Below are 16162 nucleotides of genomic sequence, written 5' to 3'. Positions count from 1 at the left end.
GGCTCAGCGCCGGCAGCCGTCGGCGGAGAGAGTGGCCCCGGTGAGGTAGCCCGGTGCGTCGGTCAGCAGGTAGGTGACGAACCCGGCCACCTCGTCGGGGTCCCCGTAGCGGCCGACCGCGGACGCCGCGGCCAGCTTCTGCCGGAAGGCTTCTGGGTCGTCCATGCCTGACTCCGAGACCCGCATGAGCTTGCCCTCCAGCGGCCCCGGACACAGCGTGTTCACGCGAACCCCCTGCGAGCTGTACTCCAGGGCGCAGGCCCGGGACAGCTGGATTACTCCGGCCTTGGACGCCGCGTACGCGCCGCGCCGCTCATTGGCCTTGAGGCCGGCCTCGGACGCGGTGTTGACCACCCAGCCGTCCTCGTTCCGGGCCAGCACCGGCAGCGTGTACTTCAGCACGATGAACATCGCGGTGAGATTGATGTCGACGGTGCGCCGGAAGTCCTCCACCGGATGCTCCGCGATCGGATAGGTACCGCCGGAGACGCCCGCGTTGTTGAACAGCGCGTCGAGCCGGCCCAGCTCACCGACGGCGCGTTCGACGACGGCGGCCACCGCGGCTTCGTCGGTGACGTCGGTGGTGGCGGTGATGACGGTGGTGCCCGCGGAGCTCAGGTCCTTCTCCAGGGCGGTGAGCCGATCGGTGTCCTGATCCAGCAGGACGAGCGAGTCGCCGTTGGCGGCGAGCCGCCGGGCGACGGCGCTGCCGAGGTCGCCGGCGGCTCCGGTGATCAAGGTGACGCGTGCGGGCATGTCGGTGCCTTTCGTTGAGTACGGCGGAAGGGTTCGAATCGGCTGCGAAGCGCAGGACCGGCTAGGTGACCTGGTAGAGCATCCCCACGGCTGCCTCCTCCCGCTGGTCCGGCCGGCTCTGGGCCAGCCCGGTCTCCGGGTCGAACAGCCGCACGGAGGACGGGTCCACGACGGCCAGCCGCACCTCGTCGCCCGGCTTGGCCTCGACCAGCGGCGGCACACTGGCAACCACCGTGGTCTCCCCGACGACGACGCGCAGCAGCGCACGCGACCCGAGCAGTTCGACGGCCTTCACGGTTCCGGTGATGCCCGGCTGGCCGGGCTGAGCCAAGGTCAGGTTCTCCGGGCGGACGCCGAACGTGGCGGCGCCGTCCCGGCCTCTATGCCTGCCGTCCAGCAGGTTCATCCCCGGCTCGCCGATGAATCGGGCGACGAACGTGTTGGCGGGGTTGTTGTAGCAGTCCAGCGGCGTGCCGACCTGCTGAACGACGCCCGAGCGCAGCACCACGATGGTGTCCGAGAGCACCATCGCCTCGGCCTGGTCGTGAGTGACGTAGACCATGGTCGCGGAGAGCCGCTCGTGCAGGTCCTTCAGCTCGGATCGGGTGTCGAGCCGGAGCTGCAGGTCCAGGTTGGACAGCGGCTCGTCGAGCAGGAACGCGGCCGGCTGGCGGACCGTCGCCCGGCCCAGCGCAACCCGCTGCCGCTGGCCGCCGCTGAGCTCCCGTGGGTAGCGGTCCAGTAGCTCGTCCAGCCCGAGGACGCCGCTGGCGTATCGGACCCGGGCCTCGACCTCGGCCTTCGGCATCTTCCGCCGCTTGGCCCGGAGCGGGAAGGCGATGTTGTCCCACACGGTGTAGTGCGGGTAGAGCGCGTAGCTCTGGAACACCATCGCGATGTCCCGGTCCTGCGGCGGAACGGCGGTGACGTCTCGGTCGCCGATGGTGATGGTGCCGCTGGTGGCGGTCTCCAGGCCGGCGATCATGTGCAGCGACGTGCTCTTTCCACAGCCCGACGGGCCGAGGAAGGTAACGAACTGGCCGGCGTCGATGGCGAGATCCAGTCCTTGGACCGCCGTCACGTCGCCGTACTTCTTCGTCAGCCCGCGCAGCCTGATGCCGGCCGCTCGCTGCCGGATCTCCGTGGTCGTGTCTGCCATGGTCATCATCCTTTGATCGCGCCGGAGAGAAAGCCGCCGATGAGGTAGCGCCGGAAGACGACGAACAGGACGACCGGCGGGATGGTGGCCAGCACGACGCCGGCCATCAGCGGCCCCCATTCGCGGCCGTGGAAGCCCTGGAAGAACACCAGCGCCACCGGCATGGTGCGCAGCTCAGGCGCCGAGGTCATGGTGGCGGCCGTGATGTAGTCGTTCCAGGCCACCAGGAAGGCGTAGGCGCCGCCGGCGATCAGCGCGGGCTTTGCGCCGGGGATGACGATCTTCCGGGCGGCCTCCCACCGGGAGTATCCGTCGACCGTCGCCGCCTGCTCCAGCTCGATCGGCAGCGCGTCGAACTGGGTCTTGGTCACCCACACCACCAGCGGGATCACGTGCGCCACGTAGAGGATCGGCAGTGTGGCGGCGGTGTCCAGCAGACCCACCTCGTTGAAGAGCAGCTGGGTGGGCAGCAGTAGCGAGTAGGCCGGGATGGTCATCGACGCGACGAAGAAGACGAGCAGGAAGCGGGATCCACGGAACTTGTAGCGGGACATCGCGTAGCCCGCGGCGGCGCCGCCGGCCAGTGCGAGCAGCACGGTGAGCCCGGAGTTGATCAGGCTGTTGAGGAAGTTCCAGGTGACGCCCTCCCGGCTCAGCCTGCTGTAGTGGGTCAACGTGAACGGGTCAGGCACCAGCGACGGCGGTGCGGACAGGATCTCGTTCGGCAGCTTGAGCGACGTGGAGATCGCCCACACCAGCGGGCCGACGACGAGCGCCAGCACCACCACGGTGAGGATGGTGATCAGCGCCCTGCGGCTCACCCGTGCGGCTGGTCCGCGGCGGTTCGGCTGTTCGGTCAGGGTGCTCATGCCGTTGCTCCCATCCGGCGGGGCCGCCGGTTGACGCCGAGGATGCGCACGTAGGCCAGGATGAGCAGCATGTTCACCACAAACATCAGCACCGCGATGGCGTTGCCGTAACCCTGGTTGCTCTCCTCGAAGCCGACGTCGTACAACAGGTAGGACAGCGTCGTCGTGTGACCGATCGGCCCGCCCTCGGTCAGCCCGATGATCACCTGGACCTCGTTGAAATAGCTGATGGTCAGGGTGGCGAACACGATCAGCAGCGACGGTTTGAGCAGCGGCAGCGTGATGCGGGTGAATTGCTCCCAGCGGTTGTGCCCGTCCACCGACGCGGCCCGGTACAGGTCGGACGGAATCTGGGCCAGGCCGGCCAGCATCAGGATGGCGCCGAAAGCGAAGGTGCGCCACACCGCGACCCCGACCAGACTGGCCATCGCCCCGGTGTCGTCCGACAGCAGCGCGACCGGTCCAAGCCCAACGACGCGCAGGATGCCGACCAGCAGCCCGCCGTCGAACGGGGCCAGGATCCACTTCCAGAGGATGGCCACCACCAGCGGGCTCATCGCCCACGGGACCAGGAACAGGGTCATGATCAGCCGGCCTCGGGCGCCCATCCGGTTGACCGCAAGCGCTGTGAGCAGCGCAGCCAGCGAGCCGAACAGCAGCGCCAGGAAGGTGAACTGCAGCGAGACGCCGACGGCCTTCCAGGTCCCGGAGTTGGCGAACAGGCTGGAGTAGTTCTCGAACCCGACGTAGCCGTTGTCGGTGAAGAACACCATGTCGCGCAGGCTGGTGTAGAACGCGGCGAGGCCAGGGATCAGGTTGGTGGCGATGATCAGCAGCGCCGCGGGGCCGACCAGAAGATACGGCGCGCGGCTGGCCCGCTTCCTGGTGACCGGCCCGGTGCCGGCCGGCGGGCCGGCCGGGCTCGGGGACGGCTGGACGACGACGGCCGTCACCAGCCGAGCTCCGACTTGGCGTCCTCCAGGATCGAGTTGATGTCGTCCTCGGTACCGACGATCCGCTGCACGGCGACGTTGAGCACGTTGGCGACCCTGGTGACGTCTTCCATCTCCTGCGGGAGTACACGGGCGCCTTCGGAGTCGATGATCTCGACGAAGTCGGTGATCGGGCCGCTCTCCTCCGAGCTGAAGAAGGGATCGTCCAGTACCGAGCGCCGGTCCGGCACCTGTCCCGCGGTCTGCGCCCACTTCAGGGAGGCCTCGGTGGTGAACAGCGACTCCACGAACGCCGTCGCTTCGGCCGGGTTGTCCGAGTCGGCGGACACCCCGACATTCCAGTATGGGCCGAGCAGTGCGCTGGGAGCGTCGGAGTCGAAGCTCGGCCAGGCGCTGACCCGCAGCGTCGCCGGATCGAACCCGGCCGCCGACTCGACATAGGCGGAGAAGCGCGGGCCGAAGGCCATCGCGGTGGAGAAGCGCCCGGTAGCGAACTGGTCCTGGATGTCCTGGCCGGTCGAGGTGATCACGTCGGACGGGATGGCCCCGCTGGTGGCGAGCTCGCGCAGCGTCTGCGCCACCATGACCGACTCCGGACCGAGCAGGTCGAACCGGCCGGTGGTGGGGTCGAGCACGTCGTCGCCGAAGCCGTTGAGCAGCATGAGGAACGGCGTGACTCCGGTGTCGTTCATCGGCAGTCCCAGGCCGTACTGGGAGCCCGTGCTCAGCTGGGTCATCGCCGTGCCGAACTCGTCCCAGCGCAGCGGGGGCGTGTCGTACCCGGCGGCCTCGAGGACGTCCTGACGATAGAAGAGCACCTGGGCCGGGGTCGGCCAGATCGGCAGCGCCACCCGGGAACCGTCGAAGACCGCCTTCTCGGTGAAGACCTCGAACATGTCCGGTAGCGCTTCGCCGGTGAACTCGGTGCTGAGGTGTTCGTCGAGGTCGAGCAGGGTGCCGGCGTCCTCCAGCAGGTAGAGGAAGGTGTCCCGGGCCCAGATCACGTCCGGTGCCTGGCCGCGCTGGGAGGCGGACATGTACTTGGATTCGAGCTCTTCGAACGGCTGCGCCTCGATGACGACATCGACGCCTGGGTTGTCGGCTTCGAACTCGCTGATGAGCTCGTTCAGCACGACCTCGCGTGGCGACGTGCCTTCCGAGCTGAGGAACGTCCACACCCGGATCTGGGTGCCGTCGCCGGAGGCCTGGTCGGAGCGTCCGCACGCGACGAGTGACAGCACGGCGACGGTCGCCAGCGCAGCACCGCCGAAGAGACGAGCACGATGCGCATTCCTCGATCTGTTCACGGCTCACTCCTGTCCGTCATGGGCGAGTGGTTCGTATTCATGAACTATTGATCGTGGGTGTGAACTCTAGGGCGCCGGTTTCGGGGTGTCAACAGCGCCCCGGAAACAGAAGGTGACCGTTGCTGACACATTCGCGCGCCTGCTAGCGTCGCTATGTGAACACAAGTTCATATTTGTGAACCGGAGGTTGCCATGATGGTCCCTGCCCCACGCCTGGTTCTCCTCGTTCTCGCGACCGCGTCCGCCCTCGCCGCCGGGAGCATGGCTGCCGCCGGTCCACCACCCGACGATCGGCCGCGGGCGCAACCGCGCGCGGCCGCGGCGAGCGTCGACTGGCTGGCCCCGGCGTCGTCGACGCTGGTCGCCGAGTCGACCCACGACTGGAACAACTACGCGCCCGACCAGTCCAAGGTGATCACCTACGGCGACTATCAATACGCCCTGTTCTACGCCGACGACCTGCGGCTGACCCTCTCCCGGCGGAACCTGCAGACCGACGACGTCCAGCTGGTCACCTTCCCTGAGAAGCTCTCCAGGCCGGATGACACGCACAACAACTCGGTGCTCGGTATCAGCGCCGCCGACGGCCGCCTGCACCTGGCCTACGACCACCACGGACAGCCGCTGCACTACCGGTCATCAGTGGCCGGCTTGCTGACCACCCCGCCGGCGACCATCACCACGGCACACTTCAACGCCCAGGGGCCGCTGGTCGACGGCGGGCCGCTGGAGCAGGCCGTCACCTATCCACGGTTCGTCAATGACCCGCATGGGAACCTGATGCTGATCTACCGGCACGGCTCGTCGGGCAACGGCACGACGTACATTCACCGCTACGACGCGGCGGCGAGTACCTGGAGCCGCGACGGCGCCCTGTTCTCACCGAACGGGGTATACCCGGACTGGGAGAACTCCGCCGACCGCAACGCGTACCTACACGGCGTGCTGTTCGACGACGCCGGCCGGATGCACGTCTCCTGGATCTGGCGGGAGACTCCGGCCTGGCCGTCCAATCACGGCGTTCACTACGCCTACAGCGACGACAACGGCGTGACCTGGTTCGACAACGACGGTCAGCAGGTCGCGGACACCGCGGCGGGCGACCCGATCGCGCTCGCCGACGACACCGTCGTCGTCGACATCCCGGTCTGGTCCTTCCTGATGAACCAGGGAGTCATGACGCTGGACGCGGCGAACGAGCCGCACATCATCACCTATGTCTCGACCGTGGTGCCGGCCACGGACGCCACCAAGGACCTGCACTACGTGCACTTCTGGCGGGACGGGAGCGGGCAGTGGCAGCAGGACTACATCGACGACACCGGAGTCGATCTGCCGAAGATCGCCACACTGACTCATGGCGAGCCGATCCGGCGCGGCGACGCCTTCGTCGACGAGCAGAACGTCCTGCACTTCTACGCGATCGTCAGTGGCGCGCTGTACGAGGCGACCGCTGACGGCGCATCCGGCTGGTCGTCGTGGACGGTCCGCCGGCTGACCGAGGGATCCGCCGGCCTGCTCGATCAGGGGCCGAAGTTCGACCGCGTGCGCTGGCAGCGCGACGGAGTCATCTCGATGATGGTGTCCCGGGTGCAGGCCGACGGTGAGCTCGACTTCTATGCCGAGGAGTTCACCCTGCAGCCGTCCGCGGCGCCGGCGGCTCCGGTGCTGTCCCTGCAGCCCGCGCGGGGGCAGGGAATCGAGTTGGTGATCGACGGTGCTCATGGCGCGGAGGCGTTCCGGATCGCCCGCAGGGCGGCCGGCGAGCCAGGCTTCACCGTGCTGGACGCGGACTACAGCCGGGGCACCATGCGGCGCGGATACGTCGATGCGACCGCGGTTCCGGGCACCGAGTACACCTACCGTGTGCAGGCGGTCAACGGGACCGGGCACAGCGGGCCGGTCGAGGTCAGTGGCACGATCGGGGGTGGTTGGTCGGACTACACGATCGATGTCGATGTCCGGATCGAGACCTGGTCGGCCGGGGTGGTCTTCCGGGCCTCGGACCTGCCGAGCGTCTTCGACAACGGAGACTTCTACTGGTGGGCCATCCAGCCCGACCGCGACGGTGGCCAGCTACTCCGGCTGATCTTCTCCGGCGGCACCATCCGGCGGCTGGACCCGATTCCGCTGCCGGCCGGCGTGACCGTCGGCAGTACTCATCATCTGCGGATCAGCGCCATCGGCGACCAGATCACCACCTGGATCGACGGGGCGCAGATCGATCAGCTCACCGACGGAACCCACGCGAGCGGGACAGTCGGCGTCCGGCATGGTTCGACCGACGGCGACCTGGCGCGCTACGACAACCTGGTGATCACAGGGGCTGGGGGCGCCGTCCTGCATGAGGAGCGGTTCTCCGATCCGACCCGGGTTCCTTGTGGATCGCTCTATCTCGGCGCGCTCCGGGTGAGTCCAGGCTCGCGATGCACGCTGCCTGAACACACCGTGCAATGAAGTGATCGACGGCCGATGGGTGGGCGTGGCTCGTGGCCGCGCTCCACCCCACGGGAGGTCATGTCCATAGATGATGGTTCTGTATAGTGAACTCGTGGCGACAGCGCTGTGGGGGCAACCGTGACGTCGGGCGACGACGCAACGCCGACGATCAAGTCCGCGTTGCGGGTCATGCTGCTGGTCGAGCTCCTGACCGAGCAACCGCAAGGCATGACCTTCCCGGAGATCCGGGAGGCCCTCGACGTGCCGAAGAGCAGCCTGCACGGCCTGCTCAGGGTGATGACCAGCAGGGGCCACCTCGTGTTCGATCCGGCGACCCGGCTGTATCGGCTCGGCGTCCGGTACTGGGAGGCCGGTCAGGCCTTCATGCACGGTGCCGATCTGTCGCGGGTGGCCCAGCCGTACCTGGAGGCGGTCCGGGACGCGCTCAACGAGACCGTTCAACTGTCGATTCTCGACGGGCTGGAGAACGTCTACATCGCCAAAGTCGAGGCCGACCAGGTCCTGCAGCTGGTCTCGAAGGTGGGCAGCCGGCTGCCCGCGCACACGACCGGCCTCGGTAAGGTCCTGCTGGCGTACCAGGATCCAGCCAAGCTGGAAGAGCTCCTGACCGGGGTGGTGCTAGAGAAGTTCACCGAGAACACGGTGGCCGACCAGCCGACTCTGATGGAGGTGCTGAAGGAGGTGCGAGCCAGCGGCTATGCCACCGATGACGGTGAGTACACGCCGGGGGTGTTCTGCGTCGCCGTCCCGGTATTCGGGCACGACGGCCAGGTGACCGCCGCGATGAGCTGCTCGGTGCCGAGCATCCGAATCGGTGCATCCACCAAGGCAGACATGCTGCAGGCTCTGAACGAGCAGGCCCAGGCGCTCTCGGCCGCGCTCGGCTACCGTGAGTAGCGGCGCGGCGCCCAGCGCGGGCGGCGGTGTGGCTCGAGGCCAGTACTGAGCGTCATCCGACCTAACGCCGGCTCAGTCGTCGGTGTAGTAGCGCTGCAGCGTACTGATGGGCGCCGTGGGGTCGCCCGGAGGTGACGCCCCTTCGCTTGGCGGGCCGCGGCGTTGAACACCACTGTGTCGCGTCCATGTCCAGTCGGGTGACCGGGTGCTCCACCCGATTCGCAGGTCAGCGGTCATGTCGGATCCTCATCGAGGACCGGCGACATGGCCGCTCGGTGCGTCTGGTGCAGCTGCATGGCAGCCCGCCGCTCGTCCGAAGGTGAGCGACCGCTCCACGACCCACGCGGTGAAGGCCGTGGACCGCGCGGCTTCCGCGTGGGCCGTGAGATCGGCACCTACGGCGCGATCAAACGTCAAGCAATGCGGCTACCGCCGATCTCGACCAGGACGGGACCTGGACCTGGCGACGATTCTCCGGCACAACAGGCTGATTCCGCGACCACCTGCAGGTGACGTCCCGCTGAGAGGTGGAGTTCTTCGACCACTGTGCGGGGTCAGTGGGTTAGATCATGCCGTCATGAGTTCGGGTTTGGCCACCTCCTTGGTGGTGGGTGTGGTGAGTAGCGCCATGGAGGCTTCGGAGAGGTAGCGGCGTTCGGCGGCGACCTGCCATTCATCGTGGGCCTCCACCAGGACAGCGCCGGCCAGGCGGAGCAGGGCGGCGGGGTTGGGGAACACTCCGACGACGTCGGTGCGGCGTTTGACCTCCTTGTTCAGCCGTTCCAGCGGGTTGGTGGACCAGATCTTCTTCCAGTGACTGATCGGGAACGCGGTGAACGCGAGGAGATCGTTACTGGCGTCGCGCAGCATCTGTTCGACCTTGGGTAGTTGCCGGCCGAGCATGGTGGCGATGACGTCGAACTGCTCGTGCACGTGCTCGGCGTCGGGCTGGGCGAAGATCGTGCGGATCGCCGCGGCCACCATCTCGGCGTTGCCCTTGGGGACCTGGGCGAGCACGTTGCGTAGGAAGTGCACCCGGCAGCGCTGCCAGGCCGCCCCGAGCAGGACCGAGGCGATGGCGTGCTTGAGGCCGGTGTGGGCGTCGGAGATGACCAGCTGGACACCGCCCAGCCCGCGGGCCTTCAACGAGCGCAGGAACGCGGTCCAGAACGCGCCGTCCTCGCTGTCACCGACGTCGAATCCGAGCACCTCGCGGCGCCCGTCGGCGGTGACGCCGGTGGCGATGACCACCGCCTGGGACACCACGCGGCGGTTCACCCGAGCCTTGCAGTAGGTGGCGTCGAGGAACACGTACGGATAGGCCTGATCGGCCAGCGACCGGTCCCGGAAGCTGGAGACCTCGGCGTCGAGGTCGGCGCAGATCCGCGACACCTCCGACTTGGAGATCCCGCTGTCCGCGCCCAGCGCCTTGACCAGGTCGTCGACCTTGCGGGTCGACACCCCGTGCAGGTAGGCCTCCATGATCACGGCGAACAACGCCTGGTCGACTCGGCGGCGCCGCTCCAACAGGGAGGGGAAGAACGACCCGGTGCGCAACTTGGGAATGCGCAACTCCAGATCCCCGGCCGTGGTCGACAGGGTCCGCGGTCGCGAGCCGTTGCGGTGCGCGGTCCGATCCGCGCTGCGTTCCCACGGACCGGCGCCGATCACCGCCGTCGCCTCGGCCTCGATCAACGCCTGATACATCGCCTGCGCCGCGGTGCGAACCCGATCGTCCACGTCAGCGGCCCGCATCGCCTCGAGCACCTCAAGTAGGGCAGCATGGTCCAAGGCCATCGTGCGTTCGTGTCCTCTCGTGAGATCCCTAGTCAGGTCTCACTGACCGTCGCACGATGGCCGCCCTACGCCACCGTCGACACGACGACGCTCAAGCGGGCCGGGAACTCCACCACGCCAAGGGACGTCACCCACCTGCACGGGTGGCATCGCGGATGGTGGAAGATGCGCTTCATGCGCACGACGGTCCTGGTTCTCGGAGGCACGGCCGAGGCACGCGAGTTGGCCGTCTTGCTGCGCGACCACGGTGTCGGATTCGTCTCGTCGTTGGCCGGTCGTGTGGCCCGGCCGCGGCTGCCGGTCGGAGCGGTCCGGATCGGCGGGTTCGGCGGAGTGCCGGGGCTGCGCGCGTACCTCGGGGAGTCGCGCATCTCGGCGGTCGTGGACGCGACCCACCCGTTCGCGACGGGCATGAGCGCCAACGCGCTGGCGGCGTGCTCGGCCGAGGCGGTGCCCCTGCTGCGGCTGGAGCGACCGGGCTGGTCCGGGGCTCCCGGTGCCGCGACGTGGCACTGGGTCGACGACCACGACGAGGCGGCCGGGTTGGCCGCTCGGCTCGGCCGGCGGCCCTTCCTGACGGTGGGGCGGCAGACGCTCGGCCGGTTCATCGGGCCCCTGGGGAGTCTCGCCGCGCTGGTCAGGGTCGTCGACGCACCTGACATCGAGGTGCCGGACGTCTGGACCGTGCTGCTGAGCCGGGGCCCGTATCCGCTCGACGCGGAGCGTGCGGTGATGGCCGATGTGGACGTGCTGGTGACGAAGGACTCGGGCGGGTCCTACACGTGGGCCAAGATGCAGGTCGCCCGCGAGCGTGGCATCCCGGTCGTGATCGTGCGGAGGGCCGCCGCGCCTCCCGCGCTGGACGTCGTCCACGACCCGGAGGCCGCGGCCGCGTGGGTCGTCGCTCGAACGTCGCGCTGAGGCTCAGGCGAGACCGGGGACGTCCGCGACCCCGCCGATGACCGCCACGGCGGGCGGCGAGATGCCGGCGGCGGCCTCGTCGATCGTGGCGAGCGTGGCGCGCACGACCCGCTGACTGGGCATGGCGCCATCGGCGACGACGGCCGCGGGCGTGTCCGTAGCGAGCCCGCCGTCTGCGAGGGCGGCACAGATCGCGCTCAACGTGCGGACGCCCATGAGCACCACGATCGTCGTGCCGGCTGTGGCGAGCGCGGCGTAGTCGATCGTCGAGTCGGGGTGTCCGGGCGGCACGTGACCCGAGATGACGGTGAAGCCCTGCGCCAGGCCGCGGTGGGTCACCGGGATGCCGGCGAGCGCCGGTACCGCGGTCGCGGAGGTGACGCCGGGGACCACCCGCGCCTCGACGCCGGCCCGGAGGCAGGCGAGCAGTTCCTCGCCGCCGCGGCCGAACACGTGGTTGTCGCCGCCCTTGAGCCGCACGACATGGCGGCCGGACCTCGCCCGCTCGACCAGGAGTTCGTTGATGCGTTCCTGGCTCGTCGAGCGGCCGCCCGGGATCTTGGCGACGTCGACGATCTCCGTGCCGGGTCGTGCCCAGGTAAGGGCGGCCAGCGGGGCCAGGCGGTCGGCGACGATGACGTCGGCGGCCTCGATCGCCTCCCGACCGGCCACGGTCAGCAGCCCCGGGTCGCCGGGACCGCCACCCACCAGGGTCACCGATCCGGCGCGGGGGACGCCGGGATCCGGCGTCGTGCCGATGGGTTCGCTCAGGAGGACGCTCGCTCCCGCCAGGTCGCCGCCGTCCAGGTCGCGGGCCTGCCAGCGGATCAGTCCGCGCCCGGCGAGGTCCTCGATCGCGGGGGTGACCGACGGCGCGATCACGGTGACCTCGGCGCCGTCGGCGAGCAGCCGGGCGACCTGGCCGGCCGCGCGGACGTCGCCGCCGATGACGAGAGCGCGGGTCCCAGGCGTCAGGTCCACGGGCGCTCGTTCCGCGAGGTCGCCAGGACCACGTCGTCCTTCGCAGCGGCCGGTTCGGGCACGTGGGCGTGGACGGCGTCGGCGAAGCGCTGCGCCACCCGTGGGTGGCCGGCCCAGTGCGTGTGGAGATACGACGCGTGCAGCGTGGCAGAGCCGAACCCGTGCGGTGCACCGTCGATCAGCCAGGCGGGCTCCGCGGACGCCGGTGCGACGGTGGTGCGGTGGAACTCGTGCCCGGTGACCCGGGTGCCCGCGACACCGGTGAGCTGCTCGGCGGGGACGACCGCGGTCCGGTAGGACAGCGTGAGTCCCGGCGTCATGGCCGCCTCGGCGTCGAGGACCCCGACCATCGGCCGGCCGTCGATCGACCGGCACAGATAGAGCAGTCCGGCGCACTCGGCGACCGTCGGCACGCCCGACTCGACGGCGGATCGCAGGGCGGCACGCAGCGGCTCGTTGGCGGCGAGGTCCGCCGCGTGCACCTCGGGGAACCCGCCGCCGAGATAGAGCCCGGCCGTGCCGTCGGGCAGGCGGTCGTCGGTCAGCGGGTCGAACGTCACGACGTCGCAGCCGGCGGCGCGGAGCAGTTCCTCGGTCTCGGCGTAGCGGAAGGTGAACGCTCGCCCGCCCGCCATGGCCACGACGGGCCGCCGGGCGGACGCGGCGGAGATCTCCGCCGCCGGATCCCACGGCGCGCCGTCGAGATCGGGTGCCGAGCGGGCCAGCTCGAGCAGCAGCGGAAGGTCGACTCTCGCGGCGATCTGCCCGGCCAGCCGGTCGAGGGCTCGGGCCGCGTCGTCGCGCTCGGCGGCGGGCACGAGGCCGAGGTGACGTGAGGGCGCCACGACGCCGTCGTCACGCTGCAGCACGCCGAGTACCGGCAGGCCGGTCGTCTCCAGTGCGCCGACCACCTCAGCGGCGTGCCGCGGCGATCCGGCCTTGTTGAGGATGACGCCGACGATGCGGACGGCCGGGTCGAAGGCGACCATGCCGTGCACGACGGCGGCGATCGATCGCGCGGCGTGCGAGATGTCGACCACCAGGACGACGGGCGTGCGCGTGAGCGTGGCGACGTGCGCCGTCGACGCGAAGCCTTCGCCGCCGAGCTGCCCGTCGTACAGGCCCATGACCCCTTCGACGATCGCGAGGCCGGCGCCGCGGGCTCCGTGCAGCAGCAGCGAGACGAGGCGGTCCTCGCCCACGAGGTGCGGGTCGAGGTTGCGGCCGGGTCTGCCGGTCGCGAGGGCGTGGTAGCCGGGGTCGATGTAGTCGGGCCCGACCTTGTGGCCCGAGACGCGGTGGCCGGCCCGGGACAGCGCGGCCATCAGGCCGGTGGCGATCGTGGTCTTGCCGTGGCCGGACGCGGGCGCCGCCACGATGAGCCGCGGCAGCGTCACCATTCGATGCCTCGCTGCCCCTTCTGGCCGTTGTCGAACGGGTGCTTGACGTGCTGCATCTCGGTGACGAGGTCGGCGATGTCGATCAGCCGCGGGTCGGCCTTGCGCCCGGTGACGACGACGTACTGGCGGCCGGGACGACCGGCCAGCGTCTCGACGACGTCGTCGACGTCGACCCAGCCCCAGGTCATCGGATAGGTGAACTCGTCGAGGACGTAGAGGTCGTGGGTCTCGGCGGCGAGGCGGCGCTTGACCTCGGCCCATCCTTCGGCGGCGTCGGCGGCGTGGTCCTCGTCGGTTCCCTTCTTGCGCGACCAGGACCAGCCCGAGCCCATCTTGTGCCATTCGACCGGCCCGCCGGCGCCGGTCTCGGTGTGCAGTTCGCCGAGGCGCTCGAGCACGGTCTGCTCGCCGATGCGCCACTTGGCCGACTTGACGAACTGGAAGACGCCGATGTTCCAGCCCTGGTTCCACGCGCGCATCGCGAGGCCGAAGGCGGCCGTGGACTTGCCCTTCCCGTTGCCGGTGTGGACCATGACGAGCGGCCGGTTGCGGCGCTGCCTGGTGGTGAGGCCGTCGTCGGGGGCGGTGAGCGGCTGGCCCTGGGGCATCAGGCAGCCCTCCTCACGATGTCGGTGAGGTCCGCGGCGCTGACGTCACCCAGCGCGACGTACTCGGCCATCAGGTGGGTGGCGAGCTCGTGGGCCAGGTCCAGGCGGAACCTCCCGGTCTCGCAGTCGACGACCAGGCATGCGACGCCGGTGTCCGCGAGGTGCGCGGCGACCTGGTGCGCCCGGCCGAGCGCGTCCGGCCCGTGTGTCGCACGTCCGTCGGTGACGACGACCAGCAGCGGGCGCCGGCGGGGATCGCGTACGCGTTCGCGCCGCAGGATGTCCGCGGCTCGCAGCAGCCCTTCGGCCAGCGGCGTGCGGCCGCCGGCGGGCAGCTCGGCGAGCCGCGTGGCGGCGATGTCGACCGAGCCGGTCGGCGGGAGCGCGAGCTCGGCGCCGTCCTGGCGGAACGTGATCAGCCCGACCTTGTCGCGCCGCTGGTAGGCGTCCATCAGCAGGGACAGGATCGCGGTCTTGACCTGCTCCATGCGCTTGCGCGCGGCCATCGAGCCCGACGCGTCGACGCAGAACAGGATCAGGTTGGATTCGCGGCCCTCCCTGACCGCGAGCCGCAGGTCGCCCGAGCGGAACGCGAGGCCCGGGCCGTGGTGGCCGCGGGCCCGCTGGTGCGGCGCAGCGGCCCGGATGGTCTCCAGGAGGTGGATCGATCCGCCCCGGCCGGTGCGGCGCTCAGCGCCGACACGGCGGCCGGCCTCGGTGATGGCCCGCGACCGCCGGCCCGACTCGCCCGCGCCGATGCCGGCGACGGTGAACAGCTTGGGTCGGTACGGCTGCTGCGGTGCGGCGACCGTGACCTCCGATGATCCGCCGGCCCGCGGCTCGGGGTCGTGGTCGCCGTGGGCCTGCCGGCCGGACGGGCCCGGCGGACCGCCGCCGTCGGTGGCGTCCGGCTCGCCGGGGCCGGAGCTCTGCCCGGTCGGCCCGGCCGGGTCGTGGTCCTGCGATGTCCGGTCGTCGTCGTCCGGTGCCGGCTCGGGATCCGGCGGCTGGGGCGGTGCGTCGTCACCCAGGAGTTGGTCGAGGAGGTCCTCGTCGATGCCGGGGGCGTCGAACGGGTTGCGGCGCCGCCGGTGCGGCAGGGCGAGCCGGGCAGCGGCCCGGATGTCCTCGCGCAGCACGCCGGTGCGGCCGTGCCACGCCGCGTGGGCGGCGGCGGCGCGCGCCGCGACGATGTCGGCGCGCATGCCGTCGACCTCGAACGCGGCGCAGATCTCGGCGACCTTGAGCAGCGCCCACTCGCTGAGCTCGACCTGGCCGGCGAGCTTCTGCGCGGCCTGGATGCGATCGGTCAGCCGCGCCTCGTCGTCGGCGTGCCGCGCGGCGAAGGCGTCGGGGTCGGCCTCGAACGCCAGGCGCCGGCGCACGACCTCGACGCGGGTGGCCGGGTCACGCGGGGCGGCGACCTCGACCGTCAACCCGAAGCGGTCGAGCAGCTGCGGCCGCAGCTCACCCTCTTCGGGGTTCATCGTGCCGATGAGGACGAACCGCGCGGCGTGCTCGACCGAGACGCCGTCGCGCTCCACCGTCGAGCGTCCCATCGCCGCGGCGTCGAGCAGCAGGTCGACCAGGTGGTCGTGCAGCAGGTTGACCTCGTCGACGTAGAGGACCCCGCGGTGGGCGCGGGCGAGCAGCCCCGGTTCGTACTCGGTGACGCCGTCGGTGAGCGCCTTCTCCAGGTGCAGCGAGCCCAGCACGCGGTCCTCGGTGGCGCCGACGGGCAGTTCGACCAGGCGCACCGGGCGGGTCTCGACGTCGGCCCCGGCCTCGAACGGGCCGTCGGGCGACAGCGGGTTCGACTCGCGCGGATCGGTCGAGAACCGGTCGCCGCTGATGACGTCGATGGGCGGCAGCACCGAGGCGAGCGCGCGCACCATGGTGGACTTGGCCGTGCCCTTCTCGCCGCGGACGAGCACGCCGCCGATGGACGGCGAGATCGCCGAGAGAATGAGGGCCAACGCCATGTCGTCGGAGCCGACGACGGCGCTGAACGGATAGTGCTGTGGCATCTGGGGCTCCCGCTCGGTCTGCCAACG

12 protein-coding genes and 1 pseudogene are annotated in these 16162 nt (G+C 70.3%); 3 read left to right on the top strand and 10 right to left on the bottom strand.

Going from position 1 to position 16162, the window contains the following annotated elements:
- Positions 1–3: 3 nt before the first annotated feature.
- The 5 genes from BLU82_RS20640 to BLU82_RS20620 form a co-directional block, all read right to left on the bottom strand.
- Positions 4–756, bottom strand: a complete 753-nt coding sequence (locus BLU82_RS20640; RefSeq protein ID WP_092622962.1) for an SDR family NAD(P)-dependent oxidoreductase — start codon at positions 754–756, stop codon at positions 4–6.
- A gap of 61 nt (positions 757–817) precedes the next feature.
- Positions 818–1915, bottom strand: coding sequence for an ABC transporter ATP-binding protein (locus tag BLU82_RS20635; RefSeq protein ID WP_092626084.1), 1098 nt, complete (start codon positions 1913–1915; stop codon positions 818–820).
- Between the two features lie 5 nt (positions 1916–1920).
- Complete coding sequence (locus BLU82_RS20630) at positions 1921–2784, bottom strand: carbohydrate ABC transporter permease (protein WP_092622961.1); 864 nt, start codon at positions 2782–2784, stop codon at positions 1921–1923.
- A complete protein-coding gene (locus tag BLU82_RS20625; RefSeq protein WP_092622960.1) occupies positions 2781–3737 on the bottom strand; it encodes a carbohydrate ABC transporter permease in 957 nt (318 codons plus the stop codon). The genes BLU82_RS20630 and BLU82_RS20625 overlap by 4 nt, the downstream gene beginning before the upstream one ends.
- On the bottom strand, positions 3734–5044 hold the full coding sequence (locus BLU82_RS20620; protein ID WP_092622959.1) for a sugar ABC transporter substrate-binding protein: 1311 nt from the start codon (positions 5042–5044) through the stop codon (positions 3734–3736). Before BLU82_RS20620 ends, BLU82_RS20625 begins: the two co-directional genes overlap by 4 nt.
- A gap of 192 nt (positions 5045–5236) precedes the next feature.
- Here BLU82_RS20620 and BLU82_RS20615 point away from each other — a divergent pair, with 192 nt between their 5' ends.
- Entirely contained in the window at positions 5237–7501 is a 2265-nt protein-coding gene (locus BLU82_RS20615; protein ID WP_092622958.1) for a BNR-4 repeat-containing protein, read from the top strand.
- A gap of 120 nt (positions 7502–7621) precedes the next feature.
- Positions 7622–8401 carry an IclR family transcriptional regulator gene (locus BLU82_RS20610; protein ID WP_157741155.1) on the top strand — a complete coding sequence of 260 codons (780 nt, stop codon included), beginning with the start codon at positions 7622–7624 and terminating at the stop codon, positions 8399–8401.
- A 567-nt stretch (positions 8402–8968) separates the two neighbouring features.
- Here the strand turns inward: BLU82_RS20610 and BLU82_RS20605 are convergent.
- The gene (locus BLU82_RS20605; protein WP_092622249.1) at positions 8969–10198 is read right to left on the bottom strand and encodes an IS256 family transposase; all 1230 of its coding nucleotides are present in this window, start codon (positions 10196–10198) and stop codon (positions 8969–8971) included.
- Between the two features lie 174 nt (positions 10199–10372).
- Between BLU82_RS20605 and BLU82_RS20600 the strand changes: the two genes are divergently transcribed.
- The gene (locus tag BLU82_RS20600) at positions 10373–11119 is read left to right on the top strand and encodes a cobalt-precorrin-6A reductase (RefSeq protein ID WP_092626082.1); all 747 of its coding nucleotides are present in this window, start codon (positions 10373–10375) and stop codon (positions 11117–11119) included.
- A gap of 3 nt (positions 11120–11122) precedes the next feature.
- Here the strand turns inward: BLU82_RS20600 and cobA are convergent, their stop codons facing one another.
- The 4 genes and pseudogenes from cobA to BLU82_RS20580 all read right to left on the bottom strand — a co-directional run bounded on the left by cobA (position 11123) and on the right by BLU82_RS20580 (position 16135).
- Positions 11123–12100 (bottom strand): uroporphyrinogen-III C-methyltransferase, encoded by a 978-nt coding sequence (gene cobA / locus BLU82_RS20595; RefSeq protein ID WP_092622956.1) that lies wholly within the window; start codon positions 12098–12100, stop codon positions 11123–11125.
- Between the two features lie 50 nt (positions 12101–12150).
- Positions 12151–13500 (bottom strand): annotated as a pseudogene (locus BLU82_RS20590) (cobyrinate a,c-diamide synthase); the annotation flags it as partial.
- Positions 13494–14108: a cob(I)yrinic acid a,c-diamide adenosyltransferase gene (gene cobO, locus BLU82_RS20585; RefSeq protein WP_092622954.1), complete on the bottom strand. Its 615-nt coding sequence runs from the start codon at positions 14106–14108 to the stop codon at positions 13494–13496. The gene cobO and the pseudogene BLU82_RS20590, both read right to left, overlap by 7 nt.
- Positions 14108–16135 (bottom strand): magnesium chelatase subunit D family protein, encoded by a 2028-nt coding sequence (locus tag BLU82_RS20580; RefSeq protein ID WP_092626080.1) that lies wholly within the window; start codon positions 16133–16135, stop codon positions 14108–14110. The genes cobO and BLU82_RS20580 overlap by 1 nt, the downstream gene beginning before the upstream one ends.
- Between the last annotated feature and the right edge of the window lie 27 nt (positions 16136–16162).

The sequence above is a fragment of the Jiangella sp. DSM 45060 genome (assembly GCF_900105175.1).
GTDB lineage: Bacteria > Actinomycetota > Actinomycetes > Jiangellales > Jiangellaceae > Jiangella.
This window is presented reverse-complemented; position numbering and strand designations above follow the sequence as displayed.

Coding starts and splice junctions, on each gene's coding strand:
- BLU82_RS20640 (WP_092622962.1), bottom strand. CDS start 756: ATGCCCGCACGCGTCACCTTGATCACCGGAGCCGCCGGCGACCTCGGC.
- BLU82_RS20605 (WP_092622249.1), bottom strand. CDS start 10,198: ATGGCCTTGGACCATGCTGCCCTACTTGAGGTGCTCGAGGCGATGCGG.
- BLU82_RS20580 (WP_092626080.1), bottom strand. CDS start 16,135: ATGCCACAGCACTATCCGTTCAGCGCCGTCGTCGGCTCCGACGACATG.
- BLU82_RS20630 (WP_092622961.1), bottom strand. CDS start 2,784: ATGAGCACCCTGACCGAACAGCCGAACCGCCGCGGACCAGCCGCACGG.
- cobO (WP_092622954.1), bottom strand. CDS start 14,108: ATGCCCCAGGGCCAGCCGCTCACCGCCCCCGACGACGGCCTCACCACC.
- BLU82_RS20600 (WP_092626082.1), top strand. CDS start 10,373: ATGCGCACGACGGTCCTGGTTCTCGGAGGCACGGCCGAGGCACGCGAG.
- BLU82_RS20615 (WP_092622958.1), top strand. CDS start 5,237: ATGATGGTCCCTGCCCCACGCCTGGTTCTCCTCGTTCTCGCGACCGCG.
- BLU82_RS20635 (WP_092626084.1), bottom strand. CDS start 1,915: ATGGCAGACACGACCACGGAGATCCGGCAGCGAGCGGCCGGCATCAGG.